This is a genomic window from Streptomyces aurantiacus JA 4570, from assembly GCF_000414115.1.
GTDB classification, from domain to species: domain Bacteria; phylum Actinomycetota; class Actinomycetes; order Streptomycetales; family Streptomycetaceae; genus Streptomyces; species Streptomyces aurantiacus_A.
Genome location: NZ_AOPZ01000138.1, coordinates 1 through 18,257, shown reverse-complemented (window position 1 = coordinate 18,257; position 18,257 = coordinate 1). Strand labels below are relative to the sequence as shown.

General features: G+C 70.9%; 13 protein-coding genes. 7 read left to right on the top strand and 6 right to left on the bottom strand.

From position 1 onward, the window contains the following. On the bottom strand, positions 1-405 hold a 405-nt coding region (locus STRAU_RS15560; RefSeq protein ID WP_037659686.1), incomplete at its 3' end, for a ribose-5-phosphate isomerase. A gap of 226 nt (positions 406-631) precedes the next feature. Between STRAU_RS15560 and STRAU_RS15555 the strand changes: the two genes are divergently transcribed. Beyond that, positions 632-2,095, top strand: coding sequence for an amino acid permease (locus tag STRAU_RS15555; RefSeq protein ID WP_016641286.1), 1,464 nt, complete (start codon positions 632-634; stop codon positions 2,093-2,095). Positions 2,096-2,286: 191 nt separating this feature from the next. Then, a complete protein-coding gene (locus tag STRAU_RS15550) occupies positions 2,287-3,636 on the top strand; it encodes an FAD-binding oxidoreductase (protein ID WP_037659683.1) in 1,350 nt (449 codons plus the stop codon). Between the two features lie 24 nt (positions 3,637-3,660). On the opposite strand, the gene STRAU_RS15545 is transcribed toward STRAU_RS15550, so the two are convergent. Next, positions 3,661-4,251 (bottom strand): biotin transporter BioY, encoded by a 591-nt coding sequence (locus tag STRAU_RS15545; protein ID WP_037659681.1) that lies wholly within the window; start codon positions 4,249-4,251, stop codon positions 3,661-3,663. 449 nt (positions 4,252-4,700) lie between these two features. Between STRAU_RS15545 and STRAU_RS15540 the strand changes: the two genes are divergently transcribed. From STRAU_RS15540 to STRAU_RS15530, 3 genes are all read left to right on the top strand, one after another. Then, on the top strand, positions 4,701-6,020 hold the full coding sequence (locus tag STRAU_RS15540) for an amino acid permease (protein WP_106967933.1): 1,320 nt from the start codon (positions 4,701-4,703) through the stop codon (positions 6,018-6,020). A 190-nt stretch (positions 6,021-6,210) separates the two neighbouring features. Further along, positions 6,211-7,620, top strand: a complete 1,410-nt coding sequence (locus STRAU_RS15535) for an amino acid permease (protein WP_037659678.1) — start codon at positions 6,211-6,213, stop codon at positions 7,618-7,620. Between the two features lie 232 nt (positions 7,621-7,852). Next, complete coding sequence (locus STRAU_RS15530; protein ID WP_016641281.1) at positions 7,853-8,503, top strand: superoxide dismutase; 651 nt, start codon at positions 7,853-7,855, stop codon at positions 8,501-8,503. A gap of 205 nt (positions 8,504-8,708) precedes the next feature. On the opposite strand, the gene STRAU_RS15525 is transcribed toward STRAU_RS15530, so the two are convergent. Continuing rightward, a complete protein-coding gene (locus tag STRAU_RS15525; protein WP_016641280.1) occupies positions 8,709-9,383 on the bottom strand; it encodes a mycothiol-dependent nitroreductase Rv2466c family protein in 675 nt (224 codons plus the stop codon). Positions 9,384-9,538: 155 nt separating this feature from the next. On the opposite strand from STRAU_RS15525, the gene pepN reads away from it, so the two are divergent. Further along, a complete protein-coding gene (pepN, locus tag STRAU_RS15520; protein ID WP_037659691.1) occupies positions 9,539-12,127 on the top strand; it encodes an aminopeptidase N in 2,589 nt (862 codons plus the stop codon). A 135-nt stretch (positions 12,128-12,262) separates the two neighbouring features. Here pepN and STRAU_RS15515 read toward each other — a convergent pair whose 3' ends face one another. Continuing rightward, positions 12,263-13,339, bottom strand: coding sequence for a S1 family peptidase (locus STRAU_RS15515; protein ID WP_016641278.1), 1,077 nt, complete (start codon positions 13,337-13,339; stop codon positions 12,263-12,265). 331 nt (positions 13,340-13,670) lie between these two features. On the opposite strand from STRAU_RS15515, the gene STRAU_RS15510 reads away from it, so the two are divergent. Then, positions 13,671-14,753, top strand: coding sequence for a hypothetical protein (locus STRAU_RS15510; RefSeq protein ID WP_037659675.1), 1,083 nt, complete (start codon positions 13,671-13,673; stop codon positions 14,751-14,753). 114 nt (positions 14,754-14,867) lie between these two features. Here the strand turns inward: STRAU_RS15510 and STRAU_RS15505 are convergent, their stop codons facing one another. Both STRAU_RS15505 and STRAU_RS15500 read right to left on the bottom strand, forming a co-directional pair. Beyond that, a complete protein-coding gene (locus STRAU_RS15505) occupies positions 14,868-16,079 on the bottom strand; it encodes a serine hydrolase domain-containing protein (RefSeq protein WP_016641276.1) in 1,212 nt (403 codons plus the stop codon). Positions 16,080-16,188: 109 nt separating this feature from the next. Next, positions 16,189-17,985: a TIGR03767 family metallophosphoesterase gene (locus STRAU_RS15500; RefSeq protein ID WP_016641274.1), complete on the bottom strand. Its 1,797-nt coding sequence runs from the start codon at positions 17,983-17,985 to the stop codon at positions 16,189-16,191. Positions 17,986-18,257: the final 272 nt, after the last annotated feature.

Below are 18,257 nucleotides of genomic sequence, written 5' to 3'. Positions count from 1 at the left end.
GTGCCGGGGCTCGCCCGAGTACGGCGTGGCGAGGAAGATCTCGACGAACTTCGTGGCCTCGTCCCGGGTGTGCATCCGCCCCCCGATGGAGATCACGTTGGCGTCATTGTGCTCCCGCCCGAGCGCAGCCGTCTGCTCACTCCACGCGAGAGCGGCCCGCACCCCCTTCACCTTGTTCGCCGCGATCTGCTCCCCGTTCCCGGAGCCGCCGATGACGATGCCGAGGGACTCGGGGTCCGCGGCGGTACGCTCCGCGGCGCGCAGGCAGAACGGCGGGTAGTCGTCCTGGGCGTCGTAGATGTGGGGCCCGCAGTCGACGGGCTCGTGCCCGTGGGCCTTGAGCCATTCGACGAGGTGGTTCTTCAGTTCGTAGCCGGCATGATCCGAGCCGAGGTACACGCGCATGGAGCGAAGTGTGGCACGCACGGGGGCGGGCAGCCGCCGTGGGGCGGCCGGGCACCGGCTCCGGCCACCGATTGGTGCAGGCCAATCCCCTGGACGGTCATCGTGCGTAAGCGCTCGTTCACTCAGGATTCCGCGGAATACAACGATCCGGAGACGGGCCTTTCGTCCCGTACGCCCCTGAGCTTTTAATGCGGAAGCTTGTCCCCGCGAACCAAAGGATCTGCCTATGACCTCGCAACCGTCCCTTGCGAAGGAAGACAGCACCCACGAAGGACCCGGCAATTCGCAGCCGGACGGTGGGAACGGCGGCGGCGACGGCCTGCAGGCCGGGCTGAAGAACCGCCATCTGTCGATGATCGCCATCGGTGGCGTGATCGGGGCGGGTCTCTTCGTCGGCTCGTCCTCCGGCATCAAGGCCGCGGGCCCCGCGATCCTGGTCTCGTACGCCCTCGTCGGCGCGATGGTCGTGCTCGTGATGCGGATGCTCGGCGAGATGGCCGTGGCGCGGCCCGCATCCGGGTCGTTCTCCGCCTACGCCGACCAGGCCCTCGGGCGCTGGGCGGGCTTCACCATCGGCTGGCTGTACTGGTTCTTCTGGGTCGTGGTGCTCGCCGTCGAGGCGACCGCGGGCGCGGTGATCCTGAACAAGTGGATGCCGGACGTCCCGCAGTGGGGCTGGGCGCTCATCGTGATGCTGGTGCTCACCGCCACCAACCTGGTCTCGGTCGGCTCCTACGGCGAGTTCGAGTTCTGGTTCGCGGGCATCAAGGTCGTCGCGATCGGCGGGTTCGTCGTGGTCGGCCTCCTCGCCGTCTTCGGCATCCTGCCCGGCTCGGACAACCCGGGATCGGGCTTCGCGCACCTCACCGACGCGGGCGGCTTCATGCCCAACGGGGCGGGCGCCATCCTCACAGGTGTGCTGATGGTGGTCTTCTCCTTCATGGGCTCGGAGATCGTCACGCTCGCCGCCGGTGAGTCGGAGGACCCGCAGCGCGCGGTCACCAAGGCCACCAACAGCGTGATCTGGCGCATCGGCGTCTTCTACCTCGGCTCGATCTTCGTCGTCGTCACGCTGCTTCCGTGGAACGACAAGTCGATCGTCAAGGACGGCAGTTACGTCGCCGCGCTGAACTCCATCGGCATCTCGCACGCCGGCACGGTCATGGACGTGATCATCCTTACGGCCGTCCTGTCCTGCCTCAACTCCGGCCTGTACACCGCCTCGCGCATGGCGTTCTCGCTCGGCCAGCGCGGCGACGCCCCGAAGCTGTTCGCGCGCACCACCGACAAGGGCGTCCCGCGCGCGGCGATCCTCGGTTCGGTCGTCTTCGGCTTCGCCGCCGTGTGGTTCAACTACCAGTGGCCGGACACCGTCTTCGACTTCCTGCTCAACTCCTCCGGCGCGGTCGCCCTCTTCGTGTGGCTCGTCATCTGTTTCACGCAGCTGAGGATGCGCGGCATCATCCTGCGCGAGCAGCCGGAGAAGCTGGTCGTGAAGATGTGGCTCTTCCCGTATCTGACCTGGGTCACCATCGGGATGATCTCGTTCGTGATCGTCTACATGCTGTACGACGACGCCGGGCGCAAGCAGATGCTGCTCTCGCTGCTGGTGGCGGCCCTCGTGCTGGGCTTCGCCCTGGTGCGCGAGAAGGTGCGGCCCCGCTCGGACGAGGAGCTCACCCGGGCCTAGGCCCGGCCTCTGTGCGGGACGCCCGCCGGGGCGGCGGCCTTTGCCGCCGCCCCGGCGGGCGTCCCGCTTTTTCGCTGCCGTTCCAGCTGCCGTTCTCGCTGCCGTTTTCACTGCCGGAAAACTTGACGTCAGGTGTCAGGTTATTGCGCCAGGGTGTGCCCAACAGCAAGATCGAAACCAGGGAGAAACCCATGGACCTCGGCGCCCTCAGCATCTTCACCGCACAGCGACTCGTGTTCCGCCCCGGCGACACCGGGTACGAGGACGAACTCGCCGGATTCCAGACCGGGTTCGCCCAGCGCCCCGACGTGGTCTTCGCGGCCTCCGGCACGGACGACGTCGTCGCGGCCGTCTCGTACGCCGCCGCGGCGGGCCTGCCCATCGGCGCCCAGGCCACCGGGCACGGCCTCCCGGACGCCTCGGCGGGCGGCGTGCTCATCAGCACCCGCCGTATGGACGAGGTCGTCGTGGACCCCGCGGCGCGCACCGCGCGCGTCGGCGCGGGCGTCCGCTGGGGGCAGGTCGTGGCGGCCGCGGCGGAGCACGGGCTCGCGCCGCTGAACGGCTCGGCGCCGTCCGTGGGCGCCGTGTCGTACACGCTGGGCGGCGGGCTCGGCGTCCTGGCCCGGGAGTTCGGGTACGCGGCCGACCATGTGCGGTCCCTGGAGCTGGTCACGGCGGACGGCGCCGTCCGGCAGGTGACGGCCGAAAGCGAGCCGGAGCTGTTCTGGGGGCTGCTCGGCGGCGGCGCGAACCTCGGGGTCGTGACGGCCCTGGAGATCGGCCTGCTCCCCGTGACGCGGCTGTACGGGGGCGCGCTCACCTTCGACGGCCGCGAGGTGGACCCGGCGGCGGTCCTGCGCGCCTACACGGCGTGGACCGAGACCGTGCCGGACACGGTGACGTCCTCCGTCGCCGCGCTCGTCTACCCGGACCTTCCGATGCTCCCGGAGGCGTTGCGCGGCAGCTACCTGGTGACCGTGCGCGTCGCGTACACCGGCAGCGCTGAGGAGGGCGAGCGGCTCGTGGCGCCGCTGCGCGCGATCGGGCCCGCTCACGAGGACTCCCTGCGCGAACTGCCGTACACCGAAAGCCACACCATCCACAGCGACCCGGACTTCCCGCACGCGTACTACGGGGAGAACCGCATGCTGGACGGCCTCGACACCGCCGCGATGGAACGGCTTCTCGCCCTCACCGGGCCCGCCGCCGACCGCATGCACGTGGTGCAGCTCAACCACCTGGGCGGCGCGCTTGCCCGGCCGGCCGCCAACGCCGTGCCGCACCGGGACGCGCGCTGGCTGCTGCGGATCCTGTCACCGCTGGACGACAGCACGGACCGCGCGAGCCTGCGGGAGTTCTACGAGGAGGTGCTGACGGGGGTGCGGCGGCACGTCGTCGGGCGGTCGCTGAACTTCACCTTCGCCAGTGGCGACCGTACGGAAGGGCTGTACGACGACGAGACGCGGAAGAGGCTCGCCGGGCTGAAGGCCACGTACGACCCGGCGAACCTCTTCAGGCGGAACTACGACGTCCGTTGACGGACGTACAGAGCGTCTGGCGCGTCAGCGCTTGTCGGCGGCGCCGTCCACGAGCTTCCACGCCAGCGGCAGCGCGCCCATCGCCAGCGCCGCCTTCAGCGCGTCGCCGATGAGGAACGGCGTGAGCCCGGCCGCGACCGCCTCCGTCAGGGACATCCCGGTGGCCGCGGCCAGGTACGGCACGCCGACTGCGTAGATGATCGCGGAGCCGAGGACCATCGTGCCCGCCGTCCGCACCACGTTCCGGTCGGCGCCGCGGCGGGCGAGGGCGCCCACGACCAGGGCGGCCAGCATCATGCCGAAGACGTAGCCGAGGCTCGGGGCGCCCATGCCCGCCTTGCCCTGCGCGAACCAGGGCATGCCCGCCATGCCGACGACCGCGTACACCGCGAGCGAGGCGGCGCCGCGGTAGGCGCCGAGCGAGGTGCCGACGAGCAGGGCCGCGAACGTCTGGCCGGTCACCGGGACCGGGGAGCCCGGGACCGGGACGGCGATCTGCGCGGCGATTCCGGTGAGCGCGGCGCCGCCGAGGACGAGCGTGGCGTCCTTCACGCGGGAGGCGGGCAGAAGGTCGGCCAGGACCTGGCCCGGACGGGTTATGGCGGCTGTACTCATCGGGACTCCATGGTTCTGGCGGGCGGGTAGGCGGCTTGGGTCGCCCTGACCCTATCCCCGGGGCGGGCGGCGTTTCAGGGGGTGCCGGTGACAAAGGGAGCGGGTCGGTGTTGGTGGGCTCCGCACAAAATCCCGGGGCCACACGTGATTCGAGGTGACGCTCGTCACGGAGGTCAGAGGGGCCGGGGTATGCGGTTGCTTCCCGGGGTGTCTGCCGGGGAGACTGTAGGTTCCCGCTAAACCCCTGGGTGTGGAGTCCGGCCTCGACCTCTGAGCCCGGACTCCCGCTGTAGCCCCTGAGCACCGAGAGCCGACTGAACGTGAAGCACGACTCCTCGCCGTCCCGGTCGGCGGTGCCCCCCACGGGTGCGACAGCGGTCGACGCCCCCGCCGCGACGGACACGGGACCCGAACCCCTCGGCGGCGGCCTCAAGCAGCGCCACCTCACCATGCTCGGCCTCGGCGGTGTCATCGGCGCCGGCCTGTTCGTCGGGTCGGGGGCCGGGATCGAGGTCGCCGGGCCCGGCATCGTCCTCTCCTATCTGATCGCGGGCGCGCTCGCGATGTGCGTGATGCGGATGCTCGGCGAGATGTCCGCCGCGATGCCGGCGTCCGGCGCGTTCTCCGTGCACGCCGAGCGGGCGCTCGGGCGGTGGGCCGGGTTCTCGGTCGGGTGGCTGTACTGGTTCCTGCTCGTCGTCGTGCTCGCCGTGGAGGCGACGGGCGCGGCGCGGATCGCCAACGAATGGGCGCCCGGCGTGCCGCAGTGGGCGTGGGTGCTCCTCTTCATGGTGTTCTTCACCGGCGCCAACCTCGCGGCCGTGAAGAACTTCGGCGAGTTCGAGTTCTGGTTCGCCGCCCTGAAGGTCTTCGCGATCGTGGCGTTCCTCGTCCTCGGACTGCTCGCCATCTTCGGGGTGCTCCCCGACACCGATCCCGTCGGCTTCACGCACCTCACCGGCGACGGCGGCTTCCTGCCGCACGGCTGGGACGGCGTGGTCTCCGGTGTGGTCGTGGTGCTCTTCGCCTTCGGCGGCCTGGAGATCGTGACGATCGCGGCGGCCGAGTCCGACGACCCGGTGCGTTCGGTGGCGCGCGCGGTGCGCAGCGCCGTGTACCGCATCCTCTTCTTCTACGTCGGTTCGATGCTGGTCATCGTGACGGTGCTGCCGTGGACGGCGCAGCAGGCCGGTTTCAGCCCGTATGTCACGGTCCTGGACTCGATCGGCGTCCCGTCGGCCGGGACCCTCATGAACATCGTGGTGTTCGTGGCGCTCCTGTCGTCCCTGAACGCCAATCTGTACGGCTCCTCGCGCATGATCTTCTCCCTCGCAGAGCGCGGCGAGGCGCCGAAGGGGCTGCTCAAGGTGTCGGGCGGCGGGGTGCCGCGGCGCGCGGTGCTGGCCTCGGTGGCCTTCGGCTTCGTGTCCGTACTGCTGAATCTGAAGTGGCCCGAGTCCGTCTTCCTCTACATGCTCAACTCGGTGGGCGCGGCGCTGCTGTTCGTGTGGGGCCTGATCGCGGTGTCGCAGCTGCGGCTGCGCCGCCGCATCGAGCGTGAGGCGCCGGAGCGCCTGACCCTGCGGATGTGGTTCTTCCCCTGGCTGACCTGGGCCGCGCTCGCCGCGATGGCCGTGGTGATCCTGCTGATGGTGCGGGACGACGGGGCACGGCCGCAGCTGCTGTGGTCGGCGGGCGCGACGGCGACGGTGATCGCGGTGGCGTGGGCGCGGGAGTGGCGGCAGCGGAGCGTGCGCGGCCGTTCATGATCCCTGCGCACTCCTGTGCGCGCCGTACATGCACACATTCATGACACCAATGTGTTCGCGATGTGAACAGATCTTCACCATGTGTGAGCGTCGTGTCCGTATACCGGTCACCTGTTCCCTGTGAGCGGTACGCACGCTCAGACTGTGGCGCACTTCGCTCCCCGTCTCTGCTACTGAACAGGGCACGCCCATGTCTCGGACGTCCTTGCAGGACGCACCACCCCAGGCCGACTCCCCCCTCGGACACGGCCTCAAGCAGCGCCATCTGTCGATGATCGCCCTCGGCGGCGTGATCGGCGCCGGGCTCTTCGTGGGCTCCGGGACGGCCATCGCCGCGGCCGGTCCCTCGATCATCCTGGCGTACGCGATCTCCGGCGCCCTGGTCATGCTCGTGATGCGGATGCTCGGCGAGATGGCTGCGGCCAACCCGGCGTCCGGCTCCTTCTCCGTGCACGCCGAGCGGGCCATGGGCCCGTGGGCCGGGTTCACCGCCGGCTGGTCGTTCTGGTTCCTGCTGTGCGTGGCCGTCGGCCTGGAGGGCATCGGGGCCGCGAAGATCGTGCACGGCTGGGTGCCGGGGGTGCCCGAGTGGGCCTGGGTCGCCCTGTTCATGCTGGTGTTCTGCGGCACGAACCTCGCGGCCGTGAAGAACTTCGGCGAGTTCGAGTTCTGGTTCGCCGCCCTGAAGGTCGGCGCCATCGTCCTCTTCCTCGGCATCGGCGTGCTCGCCATCCTGGGCTGGCTCCCCGACACCGACGCGCCCGGCATGACCAACCTGACCGGGCAGGGCGGCTTCATGCCCAACGGCGTGGACGGCCTCATCGTCGGGTTGCTCGCCTCCGTCTTCGCGTACGGCGGCCTGGAGACCGTCACCATCGCGGCGGCGGAGTCCGAACACCCCGTCCAGGGTGTGGCCAAGGCCGTGCGCACGGCGATGTGGCGGATCGCGCTGTTCTACGTCGGCTCGATGGCCGTCGTCGTGACGCTGCTGCCGTGGACGGCGGAGGAGGTCGCGGCCAAGGGCCCGTACGTCGCCACGCTCGACCACCTCGGCATCGACGGCGCCGGCCAGATCATGAACGTGGTCGTCCTGATCGCCCTGCTCTCCGCGATGAACGCCAACATCTACGGCGCGTCCCGCATGGCCAACTCGCTGGTGCGGCGCGGCATGGGCCCGAAGGCGCTCGGGCAGCTCTACGGCGGCGTGCCGCGCATCGCCGTCCTCACCTCGTCCGCCTTCGGCTTCCTGTGCGTCCTGCTCAGCTACTGGCGGCCCGACGACATCTTCCAGTGGCTGCTCAACACCATCGGCGCGATCATCCTCGTCGTGTGGTTCTTCATCGCGGCCGCGCAGTTGAGGCTGCGTACGAAGCTGGAGCGCGAGTCGCCGGAGAAGCTGGTCGTGAAGATGTGGTTCTTCCCCTGGCTCACCTATGTGGCGCTGGCCGGCATGGCCACGGTGTTCGTGCTGATGGCCCGCGAGTCCGAGACCCGCACCCAGCTCTACTACTCGGGCGGACTGACGCTGATCCTCATGGTGGTCGGCTACGCCCGCCAGAAGGCCGTGGAGAACCGCGGCACCGGCGTGCCGCAGCCCTGACGCCGCGCCCTGCGCGCACCCGAAGGCCCCGCTCCCCCCTGTGGAGCGGGGCCTTCGGTCTTGCGCGGCCCGCGGGGCCGTCGGCCCCCCGCCCTAGGACGAAGGGCTGATCAACTTCACGGTACTCCTGCTGCTAGCCTGCACTTGCACATAGGTCGCAATAAAGAGGTGCGAGGCGGCGCCGCGCGACACGGCGCGGCACAGCACGCAGAGCACGTCGGAGGGCTCACTCATGGCCATTTACACGCTTCCTGAACTTCCGTACGACTACGCGGCGCTGGAGCCGGTGATCAACCCGCAGATCATCGAGCTCCACCACGACAAGCACCACGCCGCGTACGTGAAGGGTGCGAACGACACCCTGGAGCAGCTGGCGGAGGCCCGCGACAAGGAGTCGTGGGGCGCCATCAACGGCCTGGAGAAGAACCTGGCCTTCCACCTCTCCGGGCACATCCTGCACAGCATCTACTGGCACAACATGAACAGCCCGAAGGACGGCGGGGGCGGCGAGCCGACGGCCGCCGACGGTGTCGGCGAGCTCGCGGACGCCATCACCGAGTCCTTCGGCTCCTTCGCCAAGTTCAAGGCCCAGCTGACCAAGGCGTCCGCGACGACGCAGGGTTCGGGCTGGGGCGTGCTCGCCTACGAGCCGCTCAGCGACCGCCTGATCGTCGAGCAGATCTACGACCACCAGGGCAACGTCGGCCAGGGCTCCACCCCGATCCTGGTCTTCGACGCCTGGGAGCACGCCTTCTACCTGCAGTACAAGAACCAGAAGGTGGACTTCATCGAGGCCATGTGGCAGGTCGTGAACTGGCAGGACGTGGCGAAGCGGTACGAGGCCGCGAAGCAGCGCGTGAACAGCCTGCTGCTGGCTCCCTGACCCCCCGCGGGCCTGTGCCCGCGTGAAACGTCCTGCCTCGTGATCGTCTTCTCAACCTTCATGCGGGCAGGCGGATAAAGGAAAGGCCCCCGCGAGGACGTGACTCGCGGGGGCTGTTCTTTGCGCCTAAACCGGCGCCGCTCTCGCGGAGCTGGTTGCTCGCCGCTGTGGTTGCTCAATTGATGGTTGCGGTACCGCTCGGGTGTCAGTCGAAAATAGGGTCCTGCGTGCGCGTGCGCTTGATCTCGTAGAAGCCGGGCGTCGACGCGACCAGCAGCGTGCCGTCCCACAGGCGCGCCGCCGCCTCGCCCTTGGGGGTGGGGGTGACGACCGGGCCGAAGAAGGCGACCTGTTCGCCGTCGGCGCCGGGGACGGCGATGACGGGCGTGCCGACCTCCTGGCCGACCTTGTCGATGCCCTCGTTGTGCGAGGCGCGCAGTTCGGCCTCGTAGGGCGTCGCGTCCCAGTGGTCCAGGAGCGATCCGGGCAGGCCGACCTCCTTCAGGGCGCCGGCCACGGCCTCCTTCGTGGGGCCCTCGCCCTGGTTGTGGATACGGGTGCCGAGCGCGGTGTAGAGGTCGCCGAGGACCTCGGCGCCGTGCTCCTGCTGGGCGGCGATGACGACGCGGACGGGGCCCCAGGCGTGGGTCGCGAGCATCTCGCGGTACTCCTCGGGCAGGTCGTCCAGCTTGTCCTCGTTGAGGACGGCGAGGCTCATCAGGTGCCAGCGCACCTTGATGTCGCGCACCTTCTCGACTTCGAGCACCCAGCGCGAGGTCATCCACGCCCAGGGGCACAGCGGGTCGAACCAGAAGTCGACCGGGGTCTTGCCGCTCGCAGAGCTCGCGGGGTTCGCGGAGCTCGCAGAGTTCTCGGGCATGTCTCTCCCTAAGGGATCCGTTCGGGGACTGGCCGGGAAACGTCGGGGGTGTGCCGGGGCATTCCCGGATGTCCGCCGATTGAGCCGCGTGCGAGGATCAGAGTCGTTCGGAAGAGTCATGCGAGCCATCCACGAGCCACAAGGGAGTGCAGCCCGTGCCCGGTGAGAATCTGTCCCGCGACGAGGCCCAGGAGCGGGCCGCGCTGTTGTCCGTCGAGGGGTACGAGGTCTTCCTCGACCTGCGCTCGGCGGTGGGCGACAGCGACGGCGACGAAGGGGCGCCGCGCACGTTCCGGTCGGTGACGACCCTCCGCTTCCGCTGCGCCGAGCCGGGTGCCGCCAGCTTCGCCGACCTGATCGCGCCGAGCGTGACGGCCGTGTCCCTGAACGGCAAGGACCTGGACCCCTCCGAGGTCTTCGACGGCGCCCGCATCGCCCTTGAGGACCTGCGCGAGGAGAACGAGCTGGTGGTGGACGCCCAGTGCGCCTACAGCCGCACGGGCGAGGGCATGCACCGCTTCGTCGACCCCGAGGACGGCGAGGTCTATCTCTACACGCAGTACGAGCCCGCGGACTCCCGCCGCGTCTTCGCCAACTTCGAACAGCCCGACCTGAAGGCCCCCTTCCGCTTCTCCGCGCAGGCGCCGGAGGGGTGGACGGTGTGGAGCAATGGCGTCGGCGAACTGGTCGACGGAGTATGGAAGTTCGCGGAGACCAAGCCGATCTCGACGTACATCACAGCGGTCGTCGCGGGCCCCTATCACTACGTGACGGATTCCTACGAGCGCGTCTTCGAGGACGGCACCCGCCTGGAGATCCCGCTCGGCGCGATGTGCCGCAAGGGCCTCGCCAAGCACTTCGACGCGGACGACGTCTTCCTCGTCACCAAGCAGGGCCTGGACTTCTTCCACGACCACTTCGACTACCCGTACCCCTTCGGGAAGTACGACCAGGCATTCGTCCCGGAGTACAACCTCGGCGCCATGGAGAACCCCGGCTGTGTCACGTTCCGCGAGGAGTTCATCTTCCGCGGCAAGGTGACCCAGGCGTCGTACGAGCGGCGGGCCAACGTCATCCTCCACGAGATGGCGCACATGTGGTTCGGCGACCTCGTCACCATGCGGTGGTGGGACGACCTGTGGCTCAAGGAGTCCTTCGCCGACTTCATGGGCTCCTTCTCCATGGTCGAGGCGACGCGCTTCACCAGCGGCTGGATCACCTTCGCCAACAACCGCAAGGCATGGGCCTACCGCGCCGACCAGCTCCCCTCCACCCACCCGGTCACGGCCGACATCCGCGACCTGGAGGACGCCAAGCTCAACTTCGACGGGATCACGTACGCCAAGGGCGCCTCGGTCCTCAAGCAGCTCGTGGCCTACGCCGGGCGCGACGCCTTCCTGGAGGGCTCCCGCCGCTACTTCAAACGGCACGCGTACGGCAACACCCGCCTCGGCGACCTGCTCTCCGTCCTGGAGGAGACCAGCGGCCGGGACATGACGGCCTGGTCGCGGGCGTGGCTGCAGACCGCGGGCGTCAACTCCCTCACCCCGCAGGTGATCCTGAACGCGGAGGGCCGCGTCACGGAGCTGGCCGTCGTCCAGGAGGCGCCCGAGAGCCACCCGACGCTCCGCCCGCACCGCGTGGCCGTGGGCCTTTACCGCCGCGAGGCGGGCGGCGAACTCGTGCGGTACGCCCGCGCGGAGGTCGACGTCGAGGGCCCCCGGACCACGGTCGCCGAGCTCGCCGGGGCCGAGGCGCCGGAGCTGATCCTGGTCAACGACGACGACCTGACGTACTGCAAGATCCGCTTCGACGAGACGTCCCTCGACACCCTCCGCGACCACCTGGGCGACATCACCGACCCCCTGGCCCGCGCCCTGTGCTGGTCGGCGCTGTGGAACCTCACGCGGGACGCGCTCATGCCCGCGCGGGACTTCATCGGCCTCGTGCTGCGCTTCGCCGGCCAGGAGTCCGACATCGGCGTGCTGCAGATGCTGCACGCCTGGGCGAGCTCCGCCCGCACGCTCTACGCCGCGCCGGACTGGCGCGAGGAGGGCGGCCGCGCGCTCGCCGAGGGCGCCCTGCGGGAGCTGCGCGTGGCCGAGCCGGGCAGCCAGCACCAGCTCACCTGGGCCCGGTTCTTCGCGTCGACGGCGTCCTCGGCGGCCGACCTCCAGCTCCTCCAGGGGCTTCTTGACGGCACGGCCAAGATCGACGGCCTGGATGTGGACCAGGAGCTGCGCTGGGCGTTCCTCGGCTCGCTCGCGGTGCACGGCGCGGCGGACGAGCAGGCGCTGGCCGCCGAGCTGGCCCGGGACGACACGGCGTCCGGCAAGCGGCACCAGGTCCGCTGTCTGGCCGCGCGGCCGTCGGCGGCGGTGAAGGCGCAGGCGTGGGCCTCCGTGGTGGAGTCGGACGCGCTGTCCAACGCGCTGGTGGAGGCGACCATCGCGGGCTTCCAGCAGCCCTCGCAGCGCGAGCTGACCGCTGCGTACGCCTCGAAGTACTTCGAGGCGATCGAGCGGGTGTGGGCCGAGCGGTCCATCCAGATCGGCATGGACGTGGTGCGGGGCCTGTTCCCGCATCTCCAGGACAGCCAGGGGACGCTGGACGCGGCCGACGCGTGGCTCGGCTCGCATGAGCAGGCGGCGCCGGCGCTGCGGCGGCTGGTCCTGGAGGCGCGGGACGACCTCGCCCGCTCGTTGCGGGCGCAAGCCTGTGACGGGGCCGCGGGCCCCGTTTGAGGTAGGGGGTGCTCGGGACTGCCCCGTCCCGTCGGCCGACTCCCGCTGATCGGCGCTTCGCGCCTCGTCCTCAAGCGCCGGACGGGCTGAATACTGCCCGCCCGGCGCTTGAGGCGCCCCGCAAGGGCCTACGCGTCAGCCGATCTGTGCGCCGTAGCGGGACAGGGCGTCGGTGACCGGGGCGAAGAACGTCTGGCCGCCGCTGGAGCAGTTGCCGCTGCCGCCCGAGGTGAGGCCGAGGGCGCTGTTGCCGGCGAACATCGCGCCGCCGCTGTCGCCGGGCTCGGCGCAGACGTTGGTCTGGATGAGGCCGTTGACGGTGCCCTGCGGGTAGGTGACGGAGACGTTCAGTGCCTGGACGGAGCCGCCGTGCAGCCGCGTCGTGCTGCCGCTGCGCTGGACCTGCTCGCCGACGACGGCCGTGCGGGCGCCCGTGATCTGCTGGGCGCCGCCGTTGTAGAGGTTGACCTCGCTCGGGTGCGCGACGTTGGCGGTGTACTTCACGATGGCGTCGTCACGGCCGGGGAAGCCGTAGTCCTCGACCGTGCCGATGGCCGAGCCGCCCTGGGTCTCCGACCAGGTGGTGCCGGCGAGGGAGGCGCAGTGGCCCGCGGTGAGGAAGTACGGCTGGCCGTTCTTGACGACGTTGAAGCCGAGCGAGCAGCGGCCGCCGGAGGCGTAGATGGCGTCGCCGCCGCGGATGAGGGTGGTGAACTTTCCGGCCGTTCGCTTGAGGACGGCCTTGCCGTCCTGTGCGGCGACGTCCTTCTTCAACCGGTCCAGGGCCGCGCCCTTGACGGTGCTGTCGGCGGTGACGACGACCTTGTTGGACACCGGGTCCACGCCGCGTGCGGTGCCGGGGACGGCGCGTTCGCCGAGATCCTTCTGGGCGGCGTCGAGTTCGGCCCGGGAGTGCTTGACGAGCCTGGGCTCGGCGCCGGCCTCGCGGACCTGGCCGACCGCGGCGCCGTCGGTGACGTTGACGACGAGCTTCTTGGCCGAGGCGTCGTAGTAGGCGCCGGCGGTGTCGCTCTTGAGGTCGGCGGACAGGGAGTTCGCGAGCTTGCTCGCCGCCGCTGAGGTGAGGGTGTCCGGGGTCGGGGCGGGCGCGGCGGCGCTGGTGTGCGCCATCGTCAGGGTGCCGGCGACCAGCGCGGCGACGCCGACTCCGGTGATGGTCAGGCGTCGCCTGCTCGCTCGTTGGGTGCTCACGCAGTACCTCCATGGGGGGATGGACCGATCAAGTGGGGTGCGGTCCTTGGGAGTTACCGGTGTCCGGCGCGGACGCGCCTCAGGGATTGCCCGACTTACGTCGCGTCCATGCCAAACATCGCGCCGAGTATGACAACGGTGTCCCCCAGCCACAAGAGGGCGCGGGGCTCCCACGCGCGCCCCCGACCCGGGCACCCGGACGCCCGCACACGCCCCGAACCAGCCATTTTCGGCCCTCGAACTCCCGTACTTTAGGACGGGGTTGTCCGGTTTTGCCGACGGGACTGTAACAGCGGTTAGGGGTCCCTCCGGGCGCGGGAATGGCCCCGGCATGAACCACAACACCCCACTGTCCCCCCGCCCCCTGTGCCACTTGACCACTTCCCAGCGACGCGTCATGAGCGCGGCCCAACTGCGCGAGCACGGCGTCTCCGGCTCCACCACCACCGCCCACTGCCGCCCCGGCGGCCCCTGGCAGCAGTTGCTCCCCGACGTCTTCCTGCTCCACCCGGGCCCGCCGACCAGCGAGGAACGACTGCACGGCGTGCTCCTGTATGCCGGGAGGCCCCCCGCGAAGGAGGCCAGGGCCGTGCCCGCGCAGCCCGGCCCCGGCGAACAGCACGCCGCGTACGCGGACGCGATGATCACCGGCCTTGCCGCGCTCGCGCTGCACCGCTTCTCCTCCGCCCCGCCGCTGCTCTCCCTGGACCGCATCGACGTCCTGGTGCCGCGCACCCGGAGGCTGCGCTCCACGGGCTGCGCCCGCCTCGTCCGCAGCCACACCCTGCCGACTCCCCAGCAGATCACCGGGCTTCCCGTCGCCCCGGTGCCGCGCGCGCTCGCCGACGCCGTGGCGGGACTCGCCGAGGCGGGCGCGGTCCGGCGGCTGCTCACCGAGGCGGTGCGCGGCGGGCACTGCGAACCGGCCGCCGTGGTACGGGAGTTGAACAACGCGCGGCTGCTTGCCCGGCCGCACGTCGTGGACGCCGTGGACTCGCTGATCGCGGAGGGGCGGGCGATCGCGGAGGACCGCCTGTACGCGCTGATCCGCGAGAACGGGCTGCCCGACCCGCTGTGGAACGTCGATCTGCGGCTGCCCGGCGGCCCGCACCTGGGCGGCGTCGACGCCTACTGGCCCGAGCACGCGGTCGCCGTCGAACTCGACACCAGGGCGCCGCGCCAGGGAGACGACGGCACCGGCTCCTCGCTCCTCGATCGGAGCCGGGAGCGGGGGGAATGGTCCGAGTACGCCCGCAAGCGCGACCACTTGGAACGGCTCGGCGTCACCGTCGTCCACATCACCCCGAAGAAGCTCCGCGACGGGGCGGAGCAGCAGGCGACGGTCGTGCGGACGGCCCTGATGGCGGCGGCCGACCGGGACCCGGCGGCGTACATCGTGGTGTTGCCGCGCTAGCGCGGCAGCGCGTCCGCAGGAAGCGAGTGCGGGGGCGGAACCCTGGACGGCGGGGTTCCGCCCCCGCACGGGTGTCGGGGACGAGGGCGGGGGCGAAGCCGCCCGCGCGTCGGGCTACTTGCGGCAGAACTCCGCTTCCGTGATCGGCCCCTGGCCGCTCGCCCAGTCGCCGTTGAAGTTGAAGGTGAGGGCGTGGCGGCCGTCCGTCGTGGTCAGCGCCGTCGACCGGGAGCCGTGGATGGCGCCGCCGTGGCCCCAGACCACCGTGCCGCAGCGGAGCTTGATCCGCAGCAGACCGAGGCCGTAGCGCCCGCCGCCCGCCTCCTCGCCCTTGGCCGGGACGGTCCTCTTCATCTCGGCGAGCTGCTTCTCCGGCAGCAGCCTGCCGCGCAGCAGGGCCGAGTAGAAGCGGTTGAGGTCCGCCGCGTCGGAGATCATCTCGCCCGAGGCGCCGGCGGCCGACGGGTTCAGCTCCGTCACGTCGTACGTGTGGCCGTCCGGCTTCCCCGACAGCTTCGAGTAGGCGCGCGAGCTGGGCCCGGGGACGGTGGGGTCGGTGCCGGGCACGGAGGTGGCGCGCAGGCCGAGCGGTTGGAGGACCCGCCGCCGGATCTCGTCGCCGTACGGGTGGCCGGTGGCCTTCTCGATGATCAGGCCGGCGAGCAGATAGCCGGTGTTGGAGTAGTGCCAGCCCTCGCCGGGCGGGAAGTACGGCTTGTGCCGCATGGCCACCGCCACCAGTTCGCGCGGGGTCCAGGTGCGGTGGCGGTGCTCGAAGAACTCCGGCGTGGCGAGCATGCGGACGAAGTCCGGGTCCTCGGCGTAGTCGTGGATCCCGCTGGTGTGGTTGAGGAGTTGCCGCAGCGTGATCCGGTCGCCGTCGTGCCCGTTGCCCTCGACCAGGCCGGGCAGCCACGTGCCGACCTTGTCGTCCAGGTCGAGGTTGCCCTCCGCCTCCAGCTGCAGCATCACCGTCGCCACGAAGGTCTTGGTGATGCTGGCCGCGCGGAAGCGGTCGTGGGGGCCGCGCGGGGTCTGGTCCCGCAGATCCCCGACCCCCGCGGCGGCGCTCCAGGGGCCCCGCTTGTCCCACGCCTGGGCGGTGACCCCGGGCACGCCACCGCGGACGGCGGCGTCCATGGCGGCGCGGGTGCGCTCGTGCCCGTGGTCGGGGTCGGGAGCGGCGGGTGCGGGGGCGGGCGGGGGCGCGGCGACCGCGGGGGCGGCCAGCACTCCCACCGCCACGGCCACCGCGACGGCCGCACCGCCCAGTGACCTCCGTACCGGCCCGCGCTGTCCCCTGCGCGACTTCGTCTCTTCGCTCATGGCGCCCTTCCTCTTGTGTCGGCTGCCGTGGCGAACGACGCCGAGCCCGGAAGGTCCCAGAGACAGTGCGGGAGTTGTTGGGCGATTTCAGGCGAAAGCAGAGCTGATTTCAGCTCTTTCGGAGGATGAGTTCCGTATTGCGGTCGCCGGGCTCACCGCCCAGCGTGGCCCTGGCGCCCGGGGCGTTGAAGGCCAGCTCGCGGTACAGGGCGGCGAGGCCGGTCTGGGAGAGATCGGCGAAGTCCGTGCGGTGCGGGGCGGCGGACTCGATGAGGGTGGTGAACAGGGAGAGCGTCCCGTCGTGGTTGTCGACCAGCTCGATCACGCGGGCGAGCTGCGGGAAGTCGATGTGCGATGCGGTGGACACCTCCCAGAAGGAGCCGTGCTCGGTGTGGTGCGGCGTGATGGCGTTCTTGTGGCTGTGGCCGTTCACCCAGGCGAGCACCGAGCGGTGCCGGCCGAGGAGCGCCGCGACCTCGTCGCCGCCGTGCCGGGACTCGCGCGGGTGGCTGGGGTCGGTGCGCAGATTCCGCATGGACTTGCTGGTGTGGTGGCTGAAGACGATGACGTACGAGGCGTCGCCGCTCTTCTCCACCTCCGTCAGCTTCCGTTCCAGCCAGCGCAGTTGGGCCGTGCCGAGCGACCCCTCGTAGTGGCCGCCCGGGTCGGTGGTGTCCAGGCTGATGCCGAGGACGTCGTCGGTGATGCGGAAGGAGTAGTACTGGGTGCGGTCCGCCAGGTTCTCCTGGGTGTAGCCGTGGCCGACCGGGCCGCGGCCGGCGTGCGCCGGGTCGAGGTGGGCCTTGACGTACTCGGCGGGGGTGAAGGGCGCGCGGGCCTCGTCCGGCGTGACCGAACGCATGCGCCGGGCCTCGGACTTCAGCAGGTCCCGGAAGACGGCGCCCTTCGGGTCGTTGCCCTTCTTGACGTTCTTCCACAGGGCCGCGCCGCGCGCCTCGTCGAGGGACATCAGCTTCTTGCCGCCGACGGCGAACTCGGTGAAGAACGAGTCCCCGGGGGCGTAGCAGCCGCCGGGCAGGCCGTCGTGGTTGCCGACCGTGGAGTACCACGGCAGGTTGAGGCCGGGGCTGTTGACCTCGCGGATCGCCGCGTCCAGGAAGCCGTGCAGATGCGGGAAACCGGCGCTCTTGTCGGCGTCGCGCAGGGCGGCGTCCGGCTGCCAGTAGAGCTTCAGACCGCTGTCCTGTACGCCCTCGTAGCGGCGCGGGTCGCCGGAGTTGGGGGTGACGCGGCCGCCGCTCATCACCTTCAGGAACCAGTCCAGTTCGTTGCGGGAGTTGTTGTCCGTGTTGTCGCCCGTCGTCATGACGAAGTGCAGCGGCGCGCCGGTGGCGGGCGCCCCGCGCAACCCGTTGACCTGCTCGACGAGCGAGACGGCGCCCGGCACGGACAGGGCCTCCTGCGGGCGCCAGGCGCTGGCGGTCTGGGCGCGTACGTACTCGTAGCGGAGCGGGTGTTGTACGTCCACCAGGTGCAGGTCGGTGAACTGGACGAACGCGGCGAGCGGGGTGCGGCGGGTCTCGCGGCCCGGCTTGGCGGCGGCCAGGTCCCCGCGGACGACGCGGTCCCAGGCAGGGCCGTCGCCGAGGCGGCGGTAACCAGTGGTGCCGCGTGGTGCCGAGACAGTGGCGAGGGTGGTGCCCGAGCGGTACGGGGCCAGCGGGGCGGAGGGGGCCCTGCGGGACATCGGCACCGGGGCGGCCGCCGCGGGGGCGGCCTTGCCGGAGCCCGCTCCCGGGCCCAGGGCGTATCCGACGCCCGCGGAGAGGGAGACGGCGCCGGTCGCCGCGAGGAACGCGCGGCGGTTCACCGTGGAGACGGCGGAGGTGGTGGCGGAGGTGGTGGCGGATGCTGCTGCGGTGACGACAGAGCGTATGCGCGGCATGGCGCGTCTCCCCGAGTGCGAACGCGTCGGCAGTGGTCGCGGGACGCCTCCGGCGGTGGTTCGCCGGTGACTTCCCGCTCGTACTGGATCGTTGGCAGCGGGGGTGGCCTGCGCGTTAACGTCGCCACAACGGGTGGCGCCGATCACCGTAAGTGGATCTGGGGGTGCGCTGCGTGTGCACGCGGTGCTCGTTGGGGGGTGGGGAGGGGGTTACTCCGCGTTCATCTGGCGGGGTAGGCGGCCCTGCCGGGAGGCTCCCCAATCCCGCCCCT